Source organism: Chryseobacterium sp. CBTAP 102 (assembly GCF_003201365.1).
GTDB lineage: Bacteria > Bacteroidota > Bacteroidia > Flavobacteriales > Weeksellaceae > Chryseobacterium > Chryseobacterium candidae.
In genome coordinates, this window is the sequence record NZ_QICX01000001.1 from 96,739 (window position 1) to 119,171 (window position 22,433).

A 22,433-nucleotide genomic window follows, 5' to 3' on the forward strand; every position below is an offset into this window, starting at 1 on the left:
ATTCATCTATAATTTTTTCCATGGCCATAAAACTCCTAGCCGAAGATGACAGACCGAGAGAAAAGTTTTTGCAGAAGGGCAAAAGCTCACTTTCTGATTCTGAACTCCTGGCAATTATTATGGGAAGTGGGAATAGGGAGGAAGATGCTTTGGAATTGGCAAGAAAAATTTTAACTTCTGTCAATAATAGCTGGCATGAATTAAGCTTACTTTCTGCCAAAGATCTGATGAAATTTAAAGGCATCGGAGAATCAAAAGCCATTTCAATTATTTCTGCTTTAGAAATCGGAAAAAGAAGGGCTTTGCAGGAAATTCCGGAAAAAACAATCATTGGGAATAGCCATGATGCTTATGCAGTTCTTAGAAACCAGCTTTCTGATCTGAGAACAGAAGAATTCTGGGCAATTTTCCTTAATAACAGTAATAAAGTGATTCATGTTTCCCAACTCACACAGGGAGGTATCAGCCAGTCTATTGTGGATGTAAGAACCCTTTACAAAGGCGCATTGGATCATTTTTCAACAGGCATTATAATTGCCCACAATCATCCTTCCGGGAGTTTAAAGCCAAGCAGGGAAGATATTAATATCACACAGAAAATAAAAGAAGCTGGAAATACATTAAGTATTCAGCTTTTAGACCATATTATTGTCACGCAGGATTCTTATTTTAGTTTCTCGGACGCAGGATTATTATGATTAGAAGATTGAAATACCATGAAATTGATTTTGCAAAATATGCTCAATGTTTAGAAAATTCCGAACAGAGAAAATATTCTGCTGCAAAACATTTTTTAGATACTACTTCTACAATGCCCTGGGAAATTCTTGTTTATAAAGATTACGAAGCAGTAATGCCTGTCCCTTTTGTAAGGAAATACGGGATGAAAATTGTACACAATCCTAAGCTTTGTCAGCAGCTTGGTGTTTTTTCCGCCAAAGATAATGTGGATCTTAATGAGGCTTTTTTAGAATATCTGGAAAAAAATTATATGATCAGGGCATATTCTTTTAACGATGTCAATCAGCTTCGTACAAAGATCAGAATCAAGAAGAACTTTTTGTTATATCCTGAGGCTTATGAGAAAGTATATTCGAGATATTCGCCCAAAAGAAAGCGAAAACTTCGGTTAGATGAAGTTGTTTTAAAAGAATCCGAAATCAAAACGATTTCTTATGAAAAAGCAAAAGCTTTTATTGAATCCAATACGATAGGAATGAACAAAGACCATGATCTTTTTGAATTCATGAGGATTTTTGAAAATTTTTATAAGCTAAGTTACCTGAAATTTACAGCTTTTTACTATAAGCATAAGATTGTTAATGTGATTGCCACTTATTCGGACGGCAATATGGTAGCGCTTTTAGGGAATTTCAATGATAAAGATTATGTGAAATTATCAGGAGCATCTGTATTGATTGATCATGTTATTAAAGAAAATATTGAAACTCATATTTTTGATTTTGAAGGAGGAGATCTGCCAAACATTGAAGAGTTTTTCCGAGGATTCCGTCCCGAATTAAGACCTTACGGAATTATTGAGAATTCAAAAAAAAATCTTTTCAAAAAGTTAGGATATCTTATGTTGAGAGGAAAGCCTTTTTTATGATGAAAAGCATTGTTTAGATTGGTTCTAATTAAGTAATATTCCGTAACTTTATAAAATACTTAGTAAAACAGTTATGTTACAAAAGATTCGTCAGTACAAATTATCATACATGCTTTATAACTTGTTTAAAAGGGACAAATTAAAGCACAATATTCCATTGTATAAAAAATATGGAATCAAAAAGAACTATTTTTCAAGTATTTCGAGTAAAGATTTTGCTCATCTTCCGTCCAGGGAAAGAACGCTAGATGATACAAAACTTAGGGAAACTCCTTTTTTTAGGAAGCTTTCTGAAGAGAATAAAGAAAGTGCTCTTCAGTACGATGAGAATGGTTATATGATTCTGAGAAATTTCCTCACTCCGGAAACGGCGGATCAAATCAATACTGAAATTGATAAACTGATGGAGGACGGGACTTTGAAATTTATTTACGGAGGAAAACTGATGTTTGCGATTCATCATTCAGAAATCATTAAAAATATTGGAAGTGATAAAGAACTGTTAGACTTTTTATCTGTTCTGCTGGATGGAAAATCCAAACTTTTCCAAAGTATCAATTTCATTAACGGAAGTCAGCAGAAAACCCATTCTGACAGTATTCACATGACTACTTATCCGTTAGGTGGATTATTGGGAGTATGGATAGCTCTGGAAGATGTAGATGAGAGTAACGGAGCGCTTCATTATATTCCTAAAAGCCACAAACTTCCTTACTTCCTGAATTCTGATTACGATAATGAAGGCACAGCCCTGAAAATAGGAAAGAAAAGCTACAGAGCGTATGAAACCTTTCTTGAGGAAAAAGTAAAAGAATTAGGATTAAAAAAAGAAATTTTTAAAGCCAAAAAAGGGGATTTATTAATCTGGCATGCCAATATTCTTCATGGTGGAGAACCTCACACAGATAAAAACAGAACGAGAAAAAGTCTTGTATACCACTTCTTCGATGAAAATAGTGTTTGCTATCATGAAGTAACACAAAGACCCGCTCTTTTTGAACTTTAATGGGAAGAACCTTCTTTATAAAAACTTTCCATAAGCACATTTACAGGATAGTTTTTTTACATTTGTATTTTTAATATCAGTGTATGGAAAAAAAGAAGAATATTCTTGTTTTTATATTTTCAATGTATGTATGCGCCATGTCATACTACCTGTATACCCACCATTATTACAACACTGATATGGAAGCCTATATGGGACTGATCTATAAAACGGAATATCCTGAAATGAAAATTGAAGAAATTCATCAGAAGGTTTATGAAGAGCTGAGGGAAAAGAATCCCGATTTTGCAGGATTAGGTCCTGTAGATCCGATGGTGAAAGAAGTAGCAGAAGGCGAAAGTACTTATTATAAAATTATCTCGCAAAATCCTAAAGCTTATGAAGAAGAGCTGCAGCTTTTTGTGGTGAAACCCTTTTATAACTTTATCAGCTGGTCATTCTTTAAAATGGGTTTCAGTGCTTCTGCCTCTATATCCCTGATTTCAGTTATCTCTTATGTATTGATTCTGATTCTGATTTTCAGCTTTTTGATAAAAATTCTTAGAAATTATCCTCTTGCCTTCATCCTTACTGTTTTAATTTCACTGTTCAAGCCTTTGCCAGAGTCGGCCCGACATGTTTCAGCAGATTCTTTATCATGTCTGTTGCTTCTTCTGAGCTTTTATGTATTTTTAATAAGAAAAAATTTCTTTTTCGCAGGCATATTGGCCATGCTGTGTGTATTCACAAGACCGGAATATTTCATTCTTTATTCATTCATGTATGCTCTTATTTATTTTTACAGAAACAGACTTCAGGTTAAAACAGCTCCATTATTGATATCATATGGCTATCTGTTTCTTTCCTTCTTTTTAATACAGTTTTTTAATCAGGTTTCATGGTCTGCACTTTTTATGAATCAGTTTACCAAAGTTCAGATCTATCCTGTTTCACAGCCTGATCCGTTTTCCTTTGCAGATTATATTCACTTTATTAAAGGCAATATAATGTTGGAATTCAACTCTTCCTATTTTCCAGTCTTATTGATTTTTATCGTGATTATTTTGGCTGATCGTTTTTCATTTTATAATAAAAAAAGCCAGGCCCAGATCTTGTTTTTTGCGATTATTTATGGAACTGTTATGTTGAGATTTTTGGTTTTTCCGTCTCTGGTAAACAGGATGATGCTTGGCTTTTATCTTTTAATTATCCTTGCATTGGTGTATATACAAATTTCTAAAGTGGATATCTTTAAAAACTCTTTAGAAGACGGAAAATAATTAGTAATTTTGCAGTCTAAAATTATGACGAGTCTCTCAGGATATTTACCCTATGCATTTGCATTGATTATTGCAATTCCTTTTCTGGTTTTGCTCAGACAATTTGTACATTCATACATTACTCTTAAGAACCAGGAAATCAAACTACTCACTGTGAAATCAAACTCAGAGAACAAAGCACATTCTTATGAAAGAATGACACTATTTCTGGATAGAATGAAACCGTCAAACCTTATACAGAGATTTGACAGAGAACTGGCTGTTCATGAATTTATTTTCCTTACGGAAAAGGCAATCAATGAAGAATTTGAGTATAACTCTTCACAGCAGTTATACATCACAAAAAACTCATGGAAGAACATTGTAGACTCAAAGAATGCCATTATAGAACTGCTTCATAAAACGTATGACGGATTGAAAGGAGATGTTCAGCTGGATGAGTTCAAAACGATTTTCATCATGAACTATATGGAAAGCAACGATTATATTGCTGAAACTATTGAAGATTTAAGAAAAGAAATTTTAATAATAACTTAAAAAAATAACAGATAAATAATGATTCCAAATTTTAAAGCACATCCATGGCACGGAATTTCTGCAGGAGAAGATGCGCCAAATGTTGTAAACGTATTTGTGGAAATTGTTCCTTCAGATACTATTAAATATGAAGTAGATAAAGAAACAGGATATTTGAAGGTAGACAGGCCGCAGAAATTTTCTAACATTATCCCTGCTTTATATGGTTTTGTTCCAAGAACTTACTGCCACAATGAAGTTATGAAACTTGCTATAGAGGCCGGAGCTGATGATGTAACAATGGGAGATCATGACCCGCTTGATATCTGTGTTTTAAGTTCTCACAATATCCACGCAGGAGGTTTATTGATGGAAGCTATTCCAATTGGTGGTTTCAAAATGATAGACGGAGGTGAAGCAGATGATAAAATTGTTGCAGTAATGATCAATGACCACGCTTTCGGACATTTCAGAGATATTGCTGAATTACCAGAAGCTGAAGTGAGAAGATTAATGCACTACTTCCTGACGTATAAAAACTTACCGGATGAGCCTGCAAAATGCAGAATCCAGGAAGTTTACGGAGCTGAGCATGCAAGAAAAGTGATCAAAGCTTCTCAGGCTGATTACGCAGAAAAATTCGGAGGATAAGATTGTCTTCCCAATGCATACAAAAAAGCAGATGAATTTTCATCTGCTTTTTCTTTGTGAATATTTTGTGATATATCAACAGAATTAGTTTCTTTTGTATACTGAATTTCCTTCTTTTATAGTTTCAAGAACCTTAATGTTTCTGAGATTTTCAGGACTTATCGTTAAAGGATTCTGATCCAGAATAACAAAGTCAGCTATTTTACCTGCTTTAATAGAACCTTTTCTGTCTTCTTCCTGCAATTGATATGCTCCATTAATGGTAATTGCTTTTAAAGCTTCTATGGGAGTGATCCTTTCATTGGATCCTAAAATCATTCCTGAACGCGTCTTTCTATTCACTGCTGCGTATACAGCAGTAATCAGGTCTGGTGGTGTAACCGGGGCATCATGATGAATGGTAAACGTAATTCCTGTTTTTAATGCTGAGTTGGCCGGACTTATAAAAGCAGCTCTTTCAGGGCCAAAAACACTTGAATAATGCCAGTCTCCCCATAAATACGCATGAGTAGAAAAGTAAGAAGGAATTACTCCCAATTCTTTTATCTTTTGAATATGATCGGGGCGGCTGTTTTGTACATGAATTAATGTTGCACGCAATTCCGGTTTGTAAATATTTTCATCTTTTAATCTTTCAATAACGCGTATAGCCTGATCAATTGCGGCATCTCCGTTCACATGAAGCTGTGCGGTGATATGATTTTGAAAAAGTATTTTCAGATCGTTATATAAAATTTCATCCGTGAAGATGGGAAATCCTTTGTAATCTTTAGACTGGCCTTCAGGTGGCACTAAATAAGGCTGGGTAAGCCACGCCGTTTTACCTTGTGGAGAACCATCATCAGAAAATTTAAACCCTGCCAGTTTCAAGTGATTTTCATATTTCATATACTTCGGTTTGAAACGGCTTAAATCCTTTTTGAAATACTCATAATCGGGAAAGTAAACGATATCGGCTTTAAAAAGATTTTGGGACGCTGCTTTTTCTAATAAAGCAACACTTTCTCCCATAGTTCTCCCATCACAAATAGTAGTCTGTCCGTAGCTGAGCCATTCATCCTGGGCTTTCATCAGATTTTTTATGGCATGAGCATGAGTATCTTTGCCTTTATTCATTTTTTCCATTAAGGTCAATAAAGCGGTGAAACTCGCATTCTCTTCTAATTTTCCATTCAGTTTTCCTGTCTTTTTATCCCTGCCGATGTGTCCTCCTTCAGGATCTTTTGATGCATCTGTTATTCCCAGAAGTTGCAGCATTGCACTGTTTGCTACACTGGCATGACCTGAGGCATGAATAACAATAATAGGATTGGTTTTGCTAATGTCATCCAGTTCCGTTTTGGTAGGATGACGGTGTTCCGCCATAATCGCATCATCATACCCATTTCCGATAACCGGCTGTTGATCTGTACTTGTATTGTCTTTAATGAATTTCTTAATCGTAGTCTGTAAATCTTTAATTGAATTCACTGTGCCATAAGGTTCCGGAGATAGGTCTACAGCATCCATCATCCCGGCTCTTGAAGTAAGATGTCCATGAACATCTATAAACCCCGGGAGAAGGGTTTTTCCATTGAGATTAATCATTTTGGTGCCTGGCTCTGAAAAACGCTCTGCATCCGATTTTGTTCCGGCAAAAAGTATTTTACCATCTTTAACGGCTACAGCTTCAACCTGGGGAGAAGAATCTTCCATTGTAATAATAGGACCTCCAAAATAGAGTATCTCAGCTTTTTCATGAGGTATCTTATTATGACAGCTGCTTATGCCTGCAGATAAAAGAAGAGTATATAGTATCTTTTTCATAAATAAATAATTAATTCAAATCATGGTGAGAAACAAATTTACAAAATAATAGATTATTATTAGTGAATTTTATTATGTGTTTATAATTTCATTATATTTATAAGACTAATCTCAATTTTTTAATATAAAATAATAAACTATGGATCTATTTATGTTAGTGCCAGTTTTTGGTGTCATAGCTTTGCTTTATACATTTCTTCAGAGCAACTGGGTTAATAAACAGAATGCCGGAAATGAAAAAATGAAAACAATCAGCGGCCATATTGCAGACGGTGCAATGGCTTTTCTAAAGGCTGAATACAAAATCTTAACGTACTTTGTGGTAGTCGTCGCCATTCTGTTAGCAGTAATGGGATCAACGAATGCCAATTCACACTGGAGTATCGGGCTTGCTTTCGTGGTAGGAGCCGTGTTCTCAGCATGTGCAGGCTTTATCGGGATGAAAATAGCTACCAAAGCCAATGTGAGGACGGCAGAAGCAGCAAGAACTTCACTCTCAAAAGCACTTAAAGTATCTTTTACCGGAGGTTCTGTGATGGGAATGGGAGTAGCTGGGCTTGCTGTTTTAGGTTTGGGAGCTTTGTTTCTTATTATTAAACAGATTTTTGCCCCTGAAGCCACAGTAGATTCCCACGAAATGGAAAGAACAATTGAAATTCTTACCGGATTTTCTCTTGGAGCTGAATCTATTGCTCTTTTTGCAAGAGTAGGAGGTGGTATCTATACAAAAGCAGCAGACGTAGGTGCAGACCTTGTGGGAAAAGTAGAAGCCGGAATTCCTGAAGATGATCCCCGAAATCCTGCTACCATTGCAGATAACGTAGGAGATAACGTAGGAGATGTTGCGGGAATGGGAGCTGACCTTTTTGGTTCTTACGTAGCAACAGTTTTGGCCACCATGGTATTGGGCAGAGAAACTATTTCTGATGATGCCTTCGGAGGTTTTGCCCCAATTCTTTTACCTATGCTGATTGCAGGAACAGGAATTATATTTTCAATGATCGGAACTTTATTTGTAAAAATTAATGACAATGAAGGTTCATCCACTTCCAGCGTACAGAATGCATTAAATCTTGGAAACTGGGGAAGTATTGTAATTACTGCCATTGCTTCCTATTTCCTGGTAACTTATATCCTTCCTGAAAAAATGGTTCTAAGAGGACATGAATTTACGAAAATGGGGGTATTCGGAGCGATAATGGTTGGATTAGTGGTAGGAACCTTAATGAGTATTATTACAGAATATTATACTGCTATGGGGAAAAGACCGGTTTCCAGTATTGTGAGACAGTCTTCTACAGGGCATGCAACCAATATTATCGGCGGACTTTCCGTTGGGATGGAATCTACCTTACTTCCGATTATTGTACTGGCAGGAGGAATTTATGGTTCTTATCTGTGCGCCGGACTTTACGGAGTAGCTATTGCAGCAGCAGGAATGATGGCTACTACAGCCATGCAGCTTGCCATTGATGCTTTTGGGCCTATTGCAGATAACGCAGGAGGTATCGCCGAAATGAGTGAACTTCCCAAAGAAGTACGTGAGAAAACAGATATTCTGGATGCTGTAGGAAATACAACCGCAGCTACCGGAAAAGGATTTGCCATTGCTTCAGCTGCTTTAACGGCATTGGCTTTATTTGCAGCTTTTGTAGGAATTGCAGGTATTGATGGTATTGATATTTACAGAGCAGACGTTCTTGCCGGACTTTTTGTGGGCGGAATGATACCATTTATCTTTTCATCACTGGCAATTACCGCAGTGGGACAGGCTGCAATGGCGATGGTAGAAGAAGTAAGAAGGCAGTTCCGCGAAATTCCGGGAATTCTGGAAGGGAAAGCACAGCCTGAATATGAAAAATGCGTTGCCATTTCTACCGATGCTTCCATCAGAAAAATGATGCTGCCCGGTGCGATTGCGATTGTTTCCCCTTTATTAATCGGATTTATTTTCGGCCCTGAAGTATTAGGAGGATTTCTGGCTGGTGCTACGGTATGTGGTGTGTTAATGGGAATGTTCCAGAACAACGCAGGAGGTGCCTGGGATAACGCCAAAAAATCTTTTGAAAAAGGAGTTGATATCAATGGACAGACTTATTACAAAGGTTCGGAACCTCATAAAGCATCCGTAACAGGAGATACAGTAGGAGATCCTTTTAAAGATACATCAGGGCCATCTATGAATATCCTGATCAAACTAATGTCCATCGTTTCTCTTGTTATTGCACCTACTTTGGCTGTTTTACATAAAGATAAAATTGAGGCCAACAGAAAATCAAAAATTGAAAGTCTTACAGGGATAACTACCGCTGCAACAGGTGTAGGTGCTGATACCAAAATAATTGCAGTAGTTCCGGGAGAAATTAAAGGACATCTTAATGAAAACGGAGACTTTGTGTATGAAACAGGAAATATTCAGAAAATAAAACTGGACGGAGGAAAAACGATTGCCATAGGCGATGGAAGCCAGCTTTACCAACTTTATACGATGGTGAAACAAAATGATAAATCGGTTTTAGATCCTGATAAATGGTACACTATTGAAAACCTTTATTTTGAAACCGGTTCAAGTGACCTGAAAGCAGAATCTGCACTTCAATTGAATACTTTATCAGAAATTTTAAATGCTTATCCGGATCTGAAAATAAAATTGGGCGGATATACAGACAACAGTGGTAATGAGGATAGTAATCTTAAATTATCCAATCTGAGAGCACAGACAGCCAAACTCAAACTTCTTGAGCTGGGGATTGCATCAGACAGAATAGAAGCTGAAGGATATGGATCACAGCATCCGGTATGTGAAGCTAATGATGCTGAAGAATGTAAAGCAAAAAATAGAAGAATTGACGTAAGAGTATTGGCTCTCTAAAATCAATATAAAATATACTAGAAAAGCATCGCTCCGGCGGTGCTTTTTTCGGATCTATTCAAATCATAAAAATATAAACATGCAAAAAATATCCACCATTATCTGTAAAAATCTGTGCGGTCTGTGGGAAACATCAAAGATTCCTTTTTAAATGTTCCAGTGCCTGAATAATCAATTCATCTTTTTTAGCAAAACTAAACCTTACATAATCAGAATTTTGCCTTGAATTATAGAAAGCAGAAAGCGGAAGGCAGGAAACCTTCTTCTCAATAGTAAGCCATTTCGAAAATTCTCCATCCGTCATGCTTTTAGAAATATTTCTGAAATTTACCACCTGAAAAACACTTCCTTCGGCTGGTTGTTCAATCAGAAAAGGTGTTTCTTTAATCATTTCATTAAAAATATCTCTTTTCCTTTGCATGAGTTTTTTATTGATATCCGGATTGAATATATCGAGATATTTTGCGATAGCATATTGTGCCGGAGCATTCGCACTGTAAGAAATATACTGCTGATGACATTGAAATCTTGTGGTTAAACTTTCAGAAGCGAGCATATAACTCACTTTCCAGCCGGAAGTATGAAACATTTTACCAAAAGAAAAAATACAGAAAGTCTTTTCCCTGAGTTCACGATGGATGAAAGAACTGTAATGTTCAGTTTCATCATAACAATAAGTATCATAGATTTCTTCAGAAATTAAATAAATATCGTGATCTTTAATCAGTTCATAAAGCTGATTCCAGTCTTCTCTCTTCCATACTTTTCCGGTTGGATTCTGTGGAGAATTAACAATGATGGCTTTTGTTTTTTTAGTTATACATTTTTTGAACAGATCCCATTGGATTGTAAAGTCGCCATCAAGATCATAATAAACAGGAATTCCTCCATTCATAACAACAGCAGGCCCATACGTATAATAAGAAGGCTGAATAACGATAACTTCATCACCTTGATTAAGAATAGATTTGAGGGAAGTATATAAACCAAAGGTTGCACACGGAATAATGGTGATTTCTTTGGTTGTAAGAGAAATTGCATGGGTTCTTTTTGCATTGAAACGGATAATGCTTTCCCTCAGAAGAGGATTTCCTGCAAGAGGTTCATAATGATGAGTACTATTTTCTGCAGCTTCTTTTAAAAATATTTTCAGGCGCTCATCAATATCAAAATCGGGAAGTCCCAAAGATAGATCAAAGCTTCCGTGTCTGATTGCCAGTTCTGACATGTCCGTAAAAAAAGAGTAATGAGTAAATCCGTAAATTTCATCCATATATTTTGTATTCTAATCAAATATAATAAAATTTTAATATCAAAATCATATTTAAGAACTGTGTATTGTTAGATTTATAATGAACGGCATATTATTTTGTTCTATTGACTATTGATGCTGGGATTCAATAAAAATTGTTATTTTTAAGAAATTTATTCTTTATGAGAAAAATACTTATTCCGTTATTCACAATGGCTGTAGTGATCAGTTGTGGAATGGCAAAAATATCTGACGGGAATGCTTCGCATCCTGTTTCAACAAAACATAACAAAGCATTTAACAACGCCTATAAAGAGATTAATGCAGAGGATTTAAAGAAAAACCTGTACGTTATTGCAGCAGACGATATGGAAGGGCGTGATACCGGAAGCAAAGGACAGAAAAAAGCGGGTGAGTATATGATTAATTATTATAAAAACCTGGGTATTGCAGCTCCTAAAGCATTAGGCTCTTATTATCAGAAAGTACCGTCTGAATTCATGAAGAAAAGAGGAGGAAGAAATCTTCCGGATTCTGAAAATATTTTAGCTTTTATTGAAGGAAGTGAAAAACCGGATGAGATTGTAGTAGTTTCTGCGCATTATGATCACGTAGGAACAAAAAATGGAGTCGTATACAATGGGGCAGATGATGACGGAAGCGGAACTGTAGCGGTAATGGAAATCGCCAAGGCATTCCAGCAGGCAAAAAAAGCAGGAAAAGGACCTAAAAGATCAATCCTGTTTCTGCACGTTACCGGTGAAGAGCACGGTCTGTTTGGTTCAGAGTATTATTCAGAGAATCCTGTTTTCCCATTAGCCAATACCGTTGTTGACCTTAATATTGATATGATCGGACGGGATGATCCTGCCAACAGAGGAAAGCAGTATGTTTATGTAATTGGTTCTGAAATGTTAAGCTCTCAGCTTAAAGTAATTAACGAAGCAGCTAACAAAAGAACCAACAACCTGGAACTGAATTACAAATACGATGACTTGAATGATCCTGAACAGTTATATTACCGTTCAGACCACTATAATTTTGCCAAGCATAATATTCCTGTAGCATTTTTCTTTGACGGTATTCATGAAGATTATCACAAACCGGGAGATGATCCTGAAAAGATTGATTATCAGTTGTTGGAAAAAAGAACCCAGCTCATCTTTACAACAGCCTGGGACATTGCCAACAGAGAAGAAAGAATTGTCGTTGACAGAAAATAATCACCAGTTTTTATTGGAATTGTTATCCTTGTCAAGGTTTTAAACCTTGACAAGGGTTATAGATTGAAAGACGTTTTCAGCAGGATTGAATTTTATCGAAGATAAAATCCTTGCACAATAATACCATTACCATGAAAATTATGATCCGGGAAGCAAAACCAGAAGACATTCCACAAATACAGAGGGTAAGAAACTCTGTGAAAGAAAATACACTGTCGGATCCGGGATTGGTTACCGATGAAGACTGTAGTGAGTTTTTGTTTCAAAGAGGAAAAGGGTGGGTATGTGAGATTGAAGATGAGATTGTTGGTTTCTCCATTGCAGATCTCAAAGAGAATAATATCTGGGCACTCTTTGTACATCCGGATTTTGAAAATCACGGAATTGGCAGAAAACTCCATGATATCATGCTGGACTGGTATTTTGAACAAAATAAAGATTCCGTATGGCTGGGTACTTCACCTGAAACAAGAGCTGAAATTTTTTACAGAAAATCTGGATGGAAAAAAGTAGGGACTCATGGAAAAGGAGAAATCAAATTTGAAATGACCTTTGAAAACTGGAAAAATAAAGTAGTATGATCCCGAAATTAAAATCCATCAGACCTTTTATTGGAGCACAAAACTTTGAGATCAGCAGAAATTTTTACAGAGATCTGGGATTTGAAGAAGTTGTTCTGGAATCCAAATTATCCCTGTTTATACGTGAAGAAATTGGCTTTTATCTTCAGGATTACTATACAAAAGACTGGATTGACAATACCATGATCTTTATGGAAGTTGCCAATACAGATGAATTCTGGAAAGATCTTGTTTCTCTGGAACTTACGGATAAATATGAAAATGTAAGACTCACCCCTGTAAGAGTGATGGATTGGGGGAAAGAATGTTTTGTACATGATCCATCAGGGATACTGTGGCATTTTGGTGAGTTTTTTAAGAAAGAAGTATGATTTACGCATTTGATACCTATTATTATGAGGATTATGCCAATACCGTGTGTATTGCATTTGAAGACTGGACCTCTGAAAAGGAAGTCGAAACTTTTACAGAACAGACTCCTGTGAGTTCGGAATATGAAAGCGGAGCCTTTTACAAAAGAGAATTGCCCTGCATTGTAAGCCTGTTGAAAAAAATAACATTAAAACCAGAAGATATCATCATTGTAGACGGATATGTTACCCTGGATAATGATGGTAAAATTGGTCTCGGCGGACACCTTTACGAAGAGCTGGGAGAAAAGTATCCTATAGTTGGGATTGCAAAAAATGAATTTGCAACACCGGATTCACAGCGGAGAAGTGTAGTGCGTGGAGAAAGTAAAACGCCGCTTTTTGTGACTGCCAGAGGGATGAATGTAGATGATGTTCAGTGTAAAGTTGCACAGATGCATGGTGCTTACAGAATTCCAGCATTATTAAAAAAACTTGATCAGCTAAGCAGAGCATAAATGATAAAGTCTTACTAAAAAGTAAGATTTTTTCTTATTTATAAATATACCGATTGGTATATTTTGATTATCTTTGTTGTAATTCCACGATAAAAAATTAAGGTTTTTTTAATTAAAAATATACCGATCGGTATATTGTAAAAATAAATTATATGAAAGAAGTATTTATAGTAGCAGCAAAACGAACCCCGGGTGGTGGTTTTATGGGAAGTCTGTCAGAATTTACAGCGCCGCAATTGGGAGCTTTTGCCATTAAGAATGTTTATGAAAGTGCCGGACTTTCTCCTGAACACATCGACAGTGTGTATATGGGAAATGTACTCAGTGCCGGACTTGGCCAGTCACCAGCGAGACAGGCGGCGATCTTTGCTGAAATTCCGGTGGATAAAGATGCTGTCACCATTAACAAAGTCTGTGCTTCCGGGATGAAATCAGCGATGATTGGGGCTCAGCAGATCCAGCTTGGGCTGGATCATATCGTTATGACGGGAGGAATGGAAAGTATGAGCAATGTTCCGCATTATGTCAAAATCCGTCAGGGGACAAAATTGGGAGATACGAATCTTACTGATGGATTGATCAAAGATGGATTATGGGATGTTTACAATGATTTTCACATGGGAAGTGCAGCTGAACTGGGGGTGAAAAAATACGGACTTACCAGACAGGAGATTGATGAATATGCGCTTTTTTCCTATCATAGAGCGCAGGAAGCTGCTAAAAATGGTAAGTTTGCAAATGAATTGATCCCAATATCGATTGAAGGCAGAAAAGGAACTACAATAGTTGATAAAGATGAAGATATCGATAAACTGATTCCAGAGAAAATTTCCCTTCTGAAACCTGTATTTGAAGCTGACGGAACTCTTACCGCTGCCAATTCAAGCAATCTGAATGATGGTGCAGCAGCTGTCTTATTAGCTTCGTCTGAAGCTATAGAACAATATAATTTTAAACCACTGGCAAGAATAATAGCCTATGCAGATGCCGCACAATCTCCGGAATGGTTTACCACTTCACCTTCCATAGCCATTGAAAAACTGTTGAAGCAAACAGGCCTTATGCTTTCTGATATTGATTTTTTTGAAATTAATGAAGCCTATTCCTCGGTGATTTTATCCAATCAGAAAATCCTTGGCTATGATGTAAACAAAGTAAATATATATGGAGGAGCAGTGGCATTAGGGCATCCGATCGGAGCTTCAGGAGCAAGAATTATAACCACTTTGATGAATGTTTTATGTCAGGAAAAAGGAAAGTACGGAGTCGCTGCCATCTGCAATGGTGGAGGAGGTGCTTCTGCAGTTCTTATTGAAAATATAGGCTAAAAGGGATTAAATAGCTTGAAATTTAATTAGTACATTTAAATAGCTCTTTCTCAAAATCAAATCTGAGAAAGGGCTTTTTCTTGATAACAGATTGATTATCTACGGATAAATCAAATCATTTGACATAGTTATCAGAGTTATAAATATTTTATTTTTGTTAAACTGACAAATATCATTACGTTGTTATTTTTATTCATTCTAAATAAATATAAATTTGTCTCAGGAAATTTAATAAAGAAAATGAAAAAAATAACTACTCTTTCTGGTATTGTACTTGCATCGCTGATGAATGCACAGCTGCAATACTGTATGCCAACCTTTCAGTATGGAGCTGACGGCAATATGATCAGCAATGTTACTTTCGGAACGATTAATAATTCATCACCAGTCAATTCCTCAAATGCACAAATTTATGAGAACTTTACCGCAATATCTACAGATCTGCAGCCGGGAAATTCCTATCCTATATCTGTGGAAGGACCATCCAGTACATTTCCCAGTGATGTAGTTGTTTTCATAGACTTTAATCAGAACGGAAATTTTGATGATGCAGGAGAAAGCTTTTATATCGGAAGACTTGGAGCAGCCAATCCAGCCAATGCTTTTACAATCAATACCACCATAATAATCCCTGCGAATGCTGCCAGTGGAAGTACAAGAATGAGAGTTCTTAAGAATACCAATGTTCAGGCTTATTCAAATCCGGCAGCAGCTAATTCTATAAGTTCAGCTTGTGACAGCAGCTTGAGAGCAGGACAGACAGAGGATTATACAGTCAATATCACAGGGAATACCCCAACTTTCCCTGCTCCTTACTGTGGTACTGAAAATATTACAAGTTTGACCGTGAGTGAGATCAGTACGGTAGAATTTGCCGGAGTTGTAAGAAACAGTGCACTCGATGGGAATTCTGATGTACTTGAAAACTTCACAGCAACGGTTTTCAATGTCAACCGTGGGAATAGCTATCCTATAAGTGTTACAGGAGGTACGCATGGCCAGATTACCGTATCTGCCTATGCTTATATTGATTTTAACCATAACAATCAGTTTGATGCTGATGAGCAATTTAATCTGGGCTATCTGGATAACTCCAATCCGGTTCCTGGTCAGCAATCCGGAGTTACAACAGGTAATATCACCATTCCGGCAGGAGCACAGCTGGGAGAAACCCGTTTCAGATTGGTAAAAGCCTATGAATCCAATTCATGGATGGGAGCTTTGAAGAATCTTCCGTGTCCTTCAGATTGGTTTATTGGTCAGGCAGAGGATTATACTTTAAATATTCAGCCTGAAAATCTTTCAACATCAGAAGTTTCCAAAGAGGCATCAGCCCAGGTGAAAATATATCCGAATCCTACCTCAGGTTCATTGACAATCAAAATGAAAGAAGGATTAGCGAAATATGAAATTTACAGTATGTCCGGACAAAAGATGCTGGAAAGTAATTCTATGACGGTTTCTATGGAAAGCTTTGTTCCGGGAACCTATCTGATTAAAATTCAGACTAAAGATCAGAAAATAGTCACAGAAAAGATTATTAAAAAATAGACACATCATATCTAAATCATATCCATATCAATTTTTGTTTTTTAATCGACAGGTCTTTTACCTGTCGGTTTTTTTATTTGTCGGCTTATAAGCTTGTATTACGATTCAGATGCCAGTAAATCCATAAGATCTTGCCTGGAAAGTCCCTGAAACTTCTTTCCGTCCGTGGTCAGCAGATTCTGAGCCAGTTCTTTTTTCTTTTTCTGCAGCGTAAGAATTTTTTCTTCTACGGTATTGGAGCAGATCATTCGTACAGCAATTACATTTTTGGTTTGTCCTATACGATAACTTCGGTCAATAGCCTGGTTTTCGGCGGCAGGATTCCACCATGGGTCTACAAGGTAAATATAATCTGCCTGAGTAAGATTGAGACCCACACCTCCGGCCTTTAAGCTGATCAGAAATATGCGTATATCCTTATTTTTCTGGAAATTCGATACTTTTTCCCCTCTGTCTTTAGTTTGACCCGTTAAATATTCAAACTGGATGTTGTGGCGCTCCAGTTCTGCCTTTATGAGATCCAGCATGCCCACAAACTGTGAGAAAACAAGGATCTTGTGATCTTTGGACTTCCCAAGGATCTGTTCCATCAGAATTTCGATTTTAACGGCATTTTCACCGGAATATCCCTCTTTCATCAGAACAGGGGAATTACAGATTTGTCTGAGCCTTGTAAGTCCCGTAAGAACATGCATGCTGTTTCTGTTCAGATCATCTTCATCATTAGCCGCAATAAACTCACGAAGCTCTTTTTCATAGGCATCGTAGATTTTGCGCTGTTCCGTATTCATTTCACAGTAAATGACTGTTTCAGTTTTCTCCGGAAGTTCTTTGGCAACCTGCTTTTTGGTTCTTCTGAGGATGAATGGTTTTATCTTTTGCTGAAGTTCTACGGCACGTTTGCTGTATTCGAATTTATCAATAGGAATGGCATAAATATCTTTAAAATACTGTTTGCTTCCCAATAATCCCGGACAGGCAAAAGAGAGCTGGCTGTAGAGGTCAAAAGTGCTGTTTTCAACAGGTGTTCCCGTTAATACAATTCTGTTTCTGGATTGTAGCAGACGTGCTGCTTTATATCTTTCTGAATTTGGATTTTTAATCACCTGTGATTCATCCAGAAATACATAATTGAAATTAAGGTTTTTCAAAAACTGAATGTCCGAAAGAAGCATTCCATACGTAGTAAGAACAACCTCGTATTCAGGCATGTGAGCCGTTGTTTTTGGCCGGTCTGCACCATAATGAAGCAGAACTTTTATGGAAGGAGCAAATCTGTTCATCTCTTCCTGCCAGTTGAAAAGCAGGGAAGTGGGAACGACAATCAGGTTGGTTGTATGGCCTCGTTTTTCTCTTTGAGAAAGGATGAAAGCAATGATCTGGATGGTTTTTCCAAGCCCCATATCATCAGCCAGACATCCTCCAAAGTTGAAACTGTCAAGAAAATTAAGCCAGTTCAGACCGTCGTGCTGATAATCTCTCAGTTCAGCATCCAGATCAGCGGGAACAGCTACTTCCGGAATGTCTTTTACCTTTGAAAACTTTGTGGAATAGCAAGTAAGTTCTTCCTGAATTTCTTTGCTCAGGATTTCTTTTTCAAACAGTGACGTCACCTCTGAAAAATTGATTTTCGGAATTTTTAAAAGTTCTTCATCAATTTCTCCTGCACGGAAGTAGGCGGAAATTTTTTCCATCCATTCTTCAGGAAGAATTCCCATGCTGCCGTCATCCAGCTGAACGAATTTACTCTTATTCCGGATGGCCCGGTGAAGCTGTTTCAGAGAAGCTTCTTTGGGACCAAATCCCACTTTCAGTTTAGTATTAAACCAATCCAGTCCGCTGGTAATCTGAATATTGATTTTTGCCCGATGAGGATTTAATTTATTGTTTTTTAATTCATTAAAGCCCAATATGATAATTCCTTCATTTCTCCAGGTTTCAAATGCGTCAAGAAACCAGTTGTTATCCAGAAACTTATCCCTGTGAAGGTAAAAATACTGATAGCCATCCATCTGTTCTTCAAAATCAGGATGCTGCTGCATCACCAATGAAATAAAACGGGCTTCGGCTGATTCATTTCTTTCTATTTTAAAAGGATTTCCATTCTGATCCGTATCGAAGAGCTGCTTCCTGGAATACACCGGAACTTCTACATCACCGTATTTCATGACGGGAGTAATTCCTATATAATTTTCCTGCTGGCGAAGATAAATGACTTTTTCAGTCTGATAATTCTTGTCTTCAAGCTGTACTTTTGTTGCGGTCTGTATATAACTGTAATTTATATGAATACGTTCTTCTATAACAGAGAGAATGTTCTGCATAAACGCTTCATATTTTGAAGAATGAACCAGTAAAATTTCATTATTGGCCTTAAAGAACCGGATAATTCTGAGCATGTCCGGATCGTCTACAAAGCTGAAAATGTTTCGGTTATAGACGAAATACTCATTTCTGAGAACAATATTTTTAAAAGGAATGGAAATATCATTAAACAGCAATTCTCCGGTAATTTCAAAAAACGGATCTTTCTTAAATACAGACAATTGAACCTCCGCATCTAAAGTATTTAATTCAATCGGAAAAAGTGATTTTGAAGAAACTGTTTCTGCAATTTCCCGGTCGTGATAATAGACTTCCAGTTTCAGAGGATTTTGTACAATAAGTTTTAAAGCTTCCAGTTCTGACGGATTGTAATCTTCATTATAATTATTCTGAAAGGAGGCAATGGCAGTATAAAATTTAATGTCTGCAGGCTTTTCCGCTTTCCATATCAGCTGAAGGGCATCTGTGGGACTAACCGGATTTTTTATTTTTCCTGTCTGTGTAATTTCTGCCTTCATCAGCGAAAACGTCATATGGTTGTAATAACGGTGCTTTCCGATAACCAATATCATCTTTTTACCTGTTTCCAGCATGGCCAGCTGATCAAGTTGGGAAGAAGATTGAGGAAGAAGCTCCCTAGTCAGCATTAGATCGTCTACAGGAAGCATTTCCTTGATCTTAGGCAGTATTTCAATTTTATCATCCTTGTATACCAGTTCAAAATACTGATCCAGATCCGGTTCATTTTCCAGGCCATATCCTTTGGCTTTAGTAAGGAAGGTCTTTTTGCGTAGTGCTTCATCAAAAAACAACCGGAAATTTTTATTCTCAATAATGCTGTGAATGACCTCTGTCTGATGAGAACAAAGCATGTTCTTTTCATTGTCGCAGGTACAGGAACAAATCAGGGTGCTGTTTATTTTACTGATGGTAACTGCCGGGAAATCCTGTAATGAAGACTGTTTGGTAAATATTCCTGTATTGTTTTCAATAGCAGCCGGATAGATTTCACGGAAATCCGTTAATCCGATAAACGCGCTGTCTGAGGTATGTTTCAGCAGGTCATATACGGAAAGTGTACTGATATTGATCTTGTCAAGAATATATTCTGCCATAAAAATAGATGGAGACAAACTTACAAAAAACAAATGTATTTCAGCATCCGTTTTGGCTACAGCTTGCCCCATTTTGGCGACTCCCGTGTGGGTCCTGATGCTGAACTTTATCCTGTAATTTTAAACCAAGAAAAATGAAAACAATTTTTATAAGAGGTGCTTCTACAGGATTAGGAAAAGCAGCAGCCCAATTATTTCAAAACAGATAAAACACTTCTGAGTTACACGCAATCTTTCAATTAATACAAAATATCCGGTTCAAATATCTGGTGTTTTATTTTTTGTCTGTTTATCGTTTTAGTCCTGCTTTTGTTTTTCTTTGATCAAAGATTCAATCTTGCATTTTGCAGTTGTCCATTCATCATCCAAAATACTGTAATATGCTGCATTTCTTGTACTTCCATTGCTGAGAACTTTGTCTTTACGTAAAATACCTTCAAATACACCGCCGATCTTTTCAATTGCTTTTCGCGATCTGAAATTATCGTCTTTCGTTTTCAACTGTACTCTGTTTGTTTTCAATACATCAAAGCAGAAGCTGAGCAGTAGTAATTTGCATTCAAGGTTGATGGCTGTGCCCCAGAATTCTTTAGTGATCCATGTCCATCCGATTTCCAGTTTTCTGTCGGCAGGGAATATTTCAAAAAATCGGGTGGAGCCAATCAGTTTTCCGGTTTCTTTATGACGTATTACAAACGGGTACTGATTCCCGGTTTCTCTTTCTGATAAGGCGAATTCATAGGTTTTATAGAACATTGTCTCTTCTGAACAGTCTGTAGGAATCAGTTTCCAGAGTTCTTTATCTGATGCGGCAGCGTATAATTCTTCAAAATGCTGTTTTTCAAGAGGAATTAATTCAACTGTTTTTCCTTCCAAAATGGTAGGATAGGGAATCCATTTTTCTTTCATGATTTATTTTTATCCCTCGAAATTAACAAAAAATGAATATCGGTGTTCAAAAAATCAGGTGATTTTCTACCAGATAAAGTCTGTATTAATGTTATTGGTTAAAATGGAACATAAAAATGACAAAAATGAACTACATTTTAATGACGTAACGTGTTTAAATTTGCAAAAGGAATTTTTATTACCCTGATATAATGAATGAGAGCGCACCTTTTAATGCAAAAATGCCGACAGCCTGTTTTTTACTTTTCTTTGCCCATGGGCTTGTTTTTTCTTCCTGGGCGAGCCGGATTCCTATCATTAAAACGGCTCTTTCCATCAATGAAGCACAGCTGGGAACACTCTTGCTTCTTATGCCGATAGGACAGCTTTCCACAATGGTTTTGGCCGGAAAACTGATTAGTATTTACGGAAGCAGCGGGATTATTAAAAGATGTTTTTTACTCTATCCTTTTTTTCTTTTATTAATTGGTCTGTCCCCTTCTTACTGGACGTTAGGCATTGTTCTGTTCTTCTTTGGAGTTTCCGGTAACATGTGCAATATTGCTATCAATACGCAGGCTATTGAAATAGAATCTATCTCGAAAAGAACGCTTCTCTCTTCGTATCATGGAGCCTGGTGTTTTGCAGGTCTTACAGGTGCAGTAATCGGTTTACTGATGATTAATTTTCAAGTGGGAACTTTTTACCATTTTGCTGTTATTTTCATTTTGGTGGGAATCCTTTGGTTCTACAGTAAAAGAAACCTTACCAATATCATTCATAAAGCGGAGCCGCAGACCCGGTCCCTATTCAAAGCTGTGAATCCAACACTGTTTGGTTTGGGAATTATAGGATTTCTGAGTATGGCGATTGAAGGAGCAATGTTCGACTGGAGCGGGGTGTATTTTCAAACAATAGTTAAAGCACCTGAAAATCTTGTCATACTGGGATATACAAGTTTTATCTTAATGATGACTTTAGGCAGATTTATTGGAAATAAAATCATTGAGAAATATGGAAAAAAGATTGTTCTGCAATGTTGTGGCTTATTGATGAGCGGAGGTCTTTTTCTAAGTGTTTTCTTTCCGGAACTGTGGATCTGCATTATTGCTTTCATGATTATTGGCCTTGGAAGTTCATTAAGCGTGCCGTCCGTTTACAGTACCGTAGGAAAAGTGAGCACGGTAGCTCCAAGCATTGCTTTGTCATTTGTCTCCAGTATTTCGTTTTTAGGATTTCTGATGGGGCCGCCTCTTATCGGGTATATTGCAGAAAGCTTTGATCTTAGATATTCCTACGGTCTTTTTGCCTGTTTTGGAATTTTACTGGCCCTAATGGCGGGGCAGATGAAAGTATTCAGGAAGTCATAATGAATCTTTTCTGCATTGTTTATTGTTAAATCTATCATATTTTTTGACCTGTCCCTTTTAGCAATAATAGCTTCGACAGATCCAGCCTGACAACACTTAAAAATTTCGATTGGTATTCGGTTTGTCACCCTGAGCTTGTCGAAGGGCTATCAATAAGAAAACCTTTGTTAATCATTAATATCGAGTATTAATTAAAGGGATAGTCAATAAAAT

Annotated in this window: 18 protein-coding genes; 14 read left to right on the plus strand and 4 right to left on the minus strand. The window is 36.9% G+C overall.

All coding sequences use genetic code 11. From position 1 onward, the window contains the following. Positions 1 to 20 precede the first annotated feature (20 nt). The 6 genes from radC (at position 21) to C8D70_RS00455 (ending at position 5,041) form a co-directional block, all read left to right on the plus strand. Complete coding sequence (gene radC / locus C8D70_RS00430) at positions 21 to 698, plus strand: RadC family protein (RefSeq protein ID WP_076597722.1); 678 nt, start codon at positions 21 to 23, stop codon at positions 696 to 698. Then, positions 695 to 1,609 (plus strand): hypothetical protein, encoded by a 915-nt coding sequence (locus tag C8D70_RS00435; protein ID WP_083688926.1) that lies wholly within the window; start codon positions 695 to 697, stop codon positions 1,607 to 1,609. The genes radC and C8D70_RS00435 overlap by 4 nt, the downstream gene beginning before the upstream one ends. A gap of 73 nt (positions 1,610 to 1,682) precedes the next feature. Beyond that, positions 1,683 to 2,615, plus strand: coding sequence for a phytanoyl-CoA dioxygenase family protein (locus C8D70_RS00440; RefSeq protein ID WP_110366025.1), 933 nt, complete (start codon positions 1,683 to 1,685; stop codon positions 2,613 to 2,615). Between the two features lie 83 nt (positions 2,616 to 2,698). Next, positions 2,699 to 3,874 carry a hypothetical protein gene (locus tag C8D70_RS00445; protein ID WP_110366026.1) on the plus strand — a complete coding sequence of 392 codons (1,176 nt, stop codon included), beginning with the start codon at positions 2,699 to 2,701 and terminating at the stop codon, positions 3,872 to 3,874. A gap of 24 nt (positions 3,875 to 3,898) precedes the next feature. Further along, the gene (locus C8D70_RS00450; protein WP_076597718.1) at positions 3,899 to 4,411 is read left to right on the plus strand and encodes a hypothetical protein; all 513 of its coding nucleotides are present in this window, start codon (positions 3,899 to 3,901) and stop codon (positions 4,409 to 4,411) included. Positions 4,412 to 4,429: 18 nt separating this feature from the next. Next, positions 4,430 to 5,041 carry an inorganic pyrophosphatase gene (locus tag C8D70_RS00455; protein WP_110366027.1) on the plus strand — a complete coding sequence of 204 codons (612 nt, stop codon included), beginning with the start codon at positions 4,430 to 4,432 and terminating at the stop codon, positions 5,039 to 5,041. Positions 5,042 to 5,125: 84 nt separating this feature from the next. Here the strand turns inward: C8D70_RS00455 and C8D70_RS00460 are convergent, their stop codons facing one another. Next, complete coding sequence (locus tag C8D70_RS00460) at positions 5,126 to 6,847, minus strand: amidohydrolase (RefSeq protein ID WP_110366028.1); 1,722 nt, start codon at positions 6,845 to 6,847, stop codon at positions 5,126 to 5,128. Positions 6,848 to 6,986: 139 nt separating this feature from the next. On the opposite strand from C8D70_RS00460, the gene C8D70_RS00465 reads away from it, so the two are divergent. Then, a complete protein-coding gene (locus C8D70_RS00465) occupies positions 6,987 to 9,719 on the plus strand; it encodes a sodium-translocating pyrophosphatase (protein ID WP_110366029.1) in 2,733 nt (910 codons plus the stop codon). A 133-nt stretch (positions 9,720 to 9,852) separates the two neighbouring features. Here C8D70_RS00465 and C8D70_RS00470 read toward each other — a convergent pair whose 3' ends face one another. Beyond that, positions 9,853 to 10,992 carry an aminotransferase class I/II-fold pyridoxal phosphate-dependent enzyme gene (locus C8D70_RS00470; protein WP_110366030.1) on the minus strand — a complete coding sequence of 380 codons (1,140 nt, stop codon included), beginning with the start codon at positions 10,990 to 10,992 and terminating at the stop codon, positions 9,853 to 9,855. Positions 10,993 to 11,153: 161 nt separating this feature from the next. On the opposite strand from C8D70_RS00470, the gene C8D70_RS00475 reads away from it, so the two are divergent. From C8D70_RS00475 to C8D70_RS00500, 6 genes are all read left to right on the plus strand, one after another. Continuing rightward, on the plus strand, positions 11,154 to 12,194 hold the full coding sequence (locus tag C8D70_RS00475; RefSeq protein ID WP_110366031.1) for a M28 family metallopeptidase: 1,041 nt from the start codon (positions 11,154 to 11,156) through the stop codon (positions 12,192 to 12,194). Between the two features lie 131 nt (positions 12,195 to 12,325). Continuing rightward, positions 12,326 to 12,775 carry a GNAT family N-acetyltransferase gene (locus C8D70_RS00480; RefSeq protein ID WP_228407949.1) on the plus strand — a complete coding sequence of 150 codons (450 nt, stop codon included), beginning with the start codon at positions 12,326 to 12,328 and terminating at the stop codon, positions 12,773 to 12,775. Beyond that, a complete protein-coding gene (locus tag C8D70_RS00485; RefSeq protein ID WP_110366032.1) occupies positions 12,772 to 13,146 on the plus strand; it encodes a glyoxalase in 375 nt (124 codons plus the stop codon). Before C8D70_RS00480 ends, C8D70_RS00485 begins: the two co-directional genes overlap by 4 nt. Next, positions 13,143 to 13,643 carry an endonuclease V gene (locus C8D70_RS00490; RefSeq protein ID WP_110366033.1) on the plus strand — a complete coding sequence of 167 codons (501 nt, stop codon included), beginning with the start codon at positions 13,143 to 13,145 and terminating at the stop codon, positions 13,641 to 13,643. The genes C8D70_RS00485 and C8D70_RS00490 overlap by 4 nt, the downstream gene beginning before the upstream one ends. Positions 13,644 to 13,795: 152 nt before the next feature. Continuing rightward, positions 13,796 to 14,971 carry an acetyl-CoA C-acyltransferase gene (locus C8D70_RS00495; protein ID WP_110366034.1) on the plus strand — a complete coding sequence of 392 codons (1,176 nt, stop codon included), beginning with the start codon at positions 13,796 to 13,798 and terminating at the stop codon, positions 14,969 to 14,971. 240 nt (positions 14,972 to 15,211) lie between these two features. Then, complete coding sequence (locus tag C8D70_RS00500; protein WP_110366035.1) at positions 15,212 to 16,522, plus strand: T9SS type A sorting domain-containing protein; 1,311 nt, start codon at positions 15,212 to 15,214, stop codon at positions 16,520 to 16,522. A gap of 98 nt (positions 16,523 to 16,620) precedes the next feature. Here C8D70_RS00500 and C8D70_RS00505 read toward each other — a convergent pair whose 3' ends face one another. After that, positions 16,621 to 19,962 (minus strand): DEAD/DEAH box helicase, encoded by a 3,342-nt coding sequence (locus C8D70_RS00505; RefSeq protein ID WP_110366036.1) that lies wholly within the window; start codon positions 19,960 to 19,962, stop codon positions 16,621 to 16,623. 297 nt (positions 19,963 to 20,259) lie between these two features. Then, on the minus strand, positions 20,260 to 20,871 hold the full coding sequence (locus C8D70_RS00510) for a GNAT family N-acetyltransferase (protein ID WP_110366037.1): 612 nt from the start codon (positions 20,869 to 20,871) through the stop codon (positions 20,260 to 20,262). A gap of 191 nt (positions 20,872 to 21,062) precedes the next feature. Between C8D70_RS00510 and C8D70_RS00520 the strand changes: the two genes are divergently transcribed. Then, positions 21,063 to 22,220 carry an MFS transporter gene (locus C8D70_RS00520; RefSeq protein WP_110366038.1) on the plus strand — a complete coding sequence of 386 codons (1,158 nt, stop codon included), beginning with the start codon at positions 21,063 to 21,065 and terminating at the stop codon, positions 22,218 to 22,220. Positions 22,221 to 22,433: the final 213 nt, after the last annotated feature.

Bases quoted from the DNA above. Each gene is read 5' to 3' on its own strand.
- radC (WP_076597722.1), top strand. From the start codon at position 21: ATGGCCATAAAACTCCTAGCCGAAGATGACAGACCGAGAGAAAAGTTT.
- C8D70_RS00435 (WP_083688926.1), top strand. From the start codon at position 695: ATGATTAGAAGATTGAAATACCATGAAATTGATTTTGCAAAATATGCT.
- C8D70_RS00440 (WP_110366025.1), top strand. From the start codon at position 1,683: ATGTTACAAAAGATTCGTCAGTACAAATTATCATACATGCTTTATAAC.
- C8D70_RS00445 (WP_110366026.1), top strand. From the start codon at position 2,699: ATGGAAAAAAAGAAGAATATTCTTGTTTTTATATTTTCAATGTATGTA.
- C8D70_RS00450 (WP_076597718.1), top strand. From the start codon at position 3,899: ATGACGAGTCTCTCAGGATATTTACCCTATGCATTTGCATTGATTATT.
- C8D70_RS00455 (WP_110366027.1), top strand. From the start codon at position 4,430: ATGATTCCAAATTTTAAAGCACATCCATGGCACGGAATTTCTGCAGGA.
- C8D70_RS00460 (WP_110366028.1), bottom strand. From the start codon at position 6,847: ATGAAAAAGATACTATATACTCTTCTTTTATCTGCAGGCATAAGCAGC.
- C8D70_RS00465 (WP_110366029.1), top strand. From the start codon at position 6,987: ATGGATCTATTTATGTTAGTGCCAGTTTTTGGTGTCATAGCTTTGCTT.
- C8D70_RS00470 (WP_110366030.1), bottom strand. From the start codon at position 10,992: ATGGATGAAATTTACGGATTTACTCATTACTCTTTTTTTACGGACATG.
- C8D70_RS00475 (WP_110366031.1), top strand. From the start codon at position 11,154: ATGAGAAAAATACTTATTCCGTTATTCACAATGGCTGTAGTGATCAGT.
- C8D70_RS00480 (WP_228407949.1), top strand. From the start codon at position 12,326: ATGAAAATTATGATCCGGGAAGCAAAACCAGAAGACATTCCACAAATA.
- C8D70_RS00485 (WP_110366032.1), top strand. From the start codon at position 12,772: ATGATCCCGAAATTAAAATCCATCAGACCTTTTATTGGAGCACAAAAC.
- C8D70_RS00490 (WP_110366033.1), top strand. From the start codon at position 13,143: ATGATTTACGCATTTGATACCTATTATTATGAGGATTATGCCAATACC.
- C8D70_RS00495 (WP_110366034.1), top strand. From the start codon at position 13,796: ATGAAAGAAGTATTTATAGTAGCAGCAAAACGAACCCCGGGTGGTGGT.
- C8D70_RS00500 (WP_110366035.1), top strand. From the start codon at position 15,212: ATGAAAAAAATAACTACTCTTTCTGGTATTGTACTTGCATCGCTGATG.
- C8D70_RS00505 (WP_110366036.1), bottom strand. From the start codon at position 19,962: ATGGCAGAATATATTCTTGACAAGATCAATATCAGTACACTTTCCGTA.
- C8D70_RS00510 (WP_110366037.1), bottom strand. From the start codon at position 20,871: ATGAAAGAAAAATGGATTCCCTATCCTACCATTTTGGAAGGAAAAACA.
- C8D70_RS00520 (WP_110366038.1), top strand. From the start codon at position 21,063: ATGAATGAGAGCGCACCTTTTAATGCAAAAATGCCGACAGCCTGTTTT.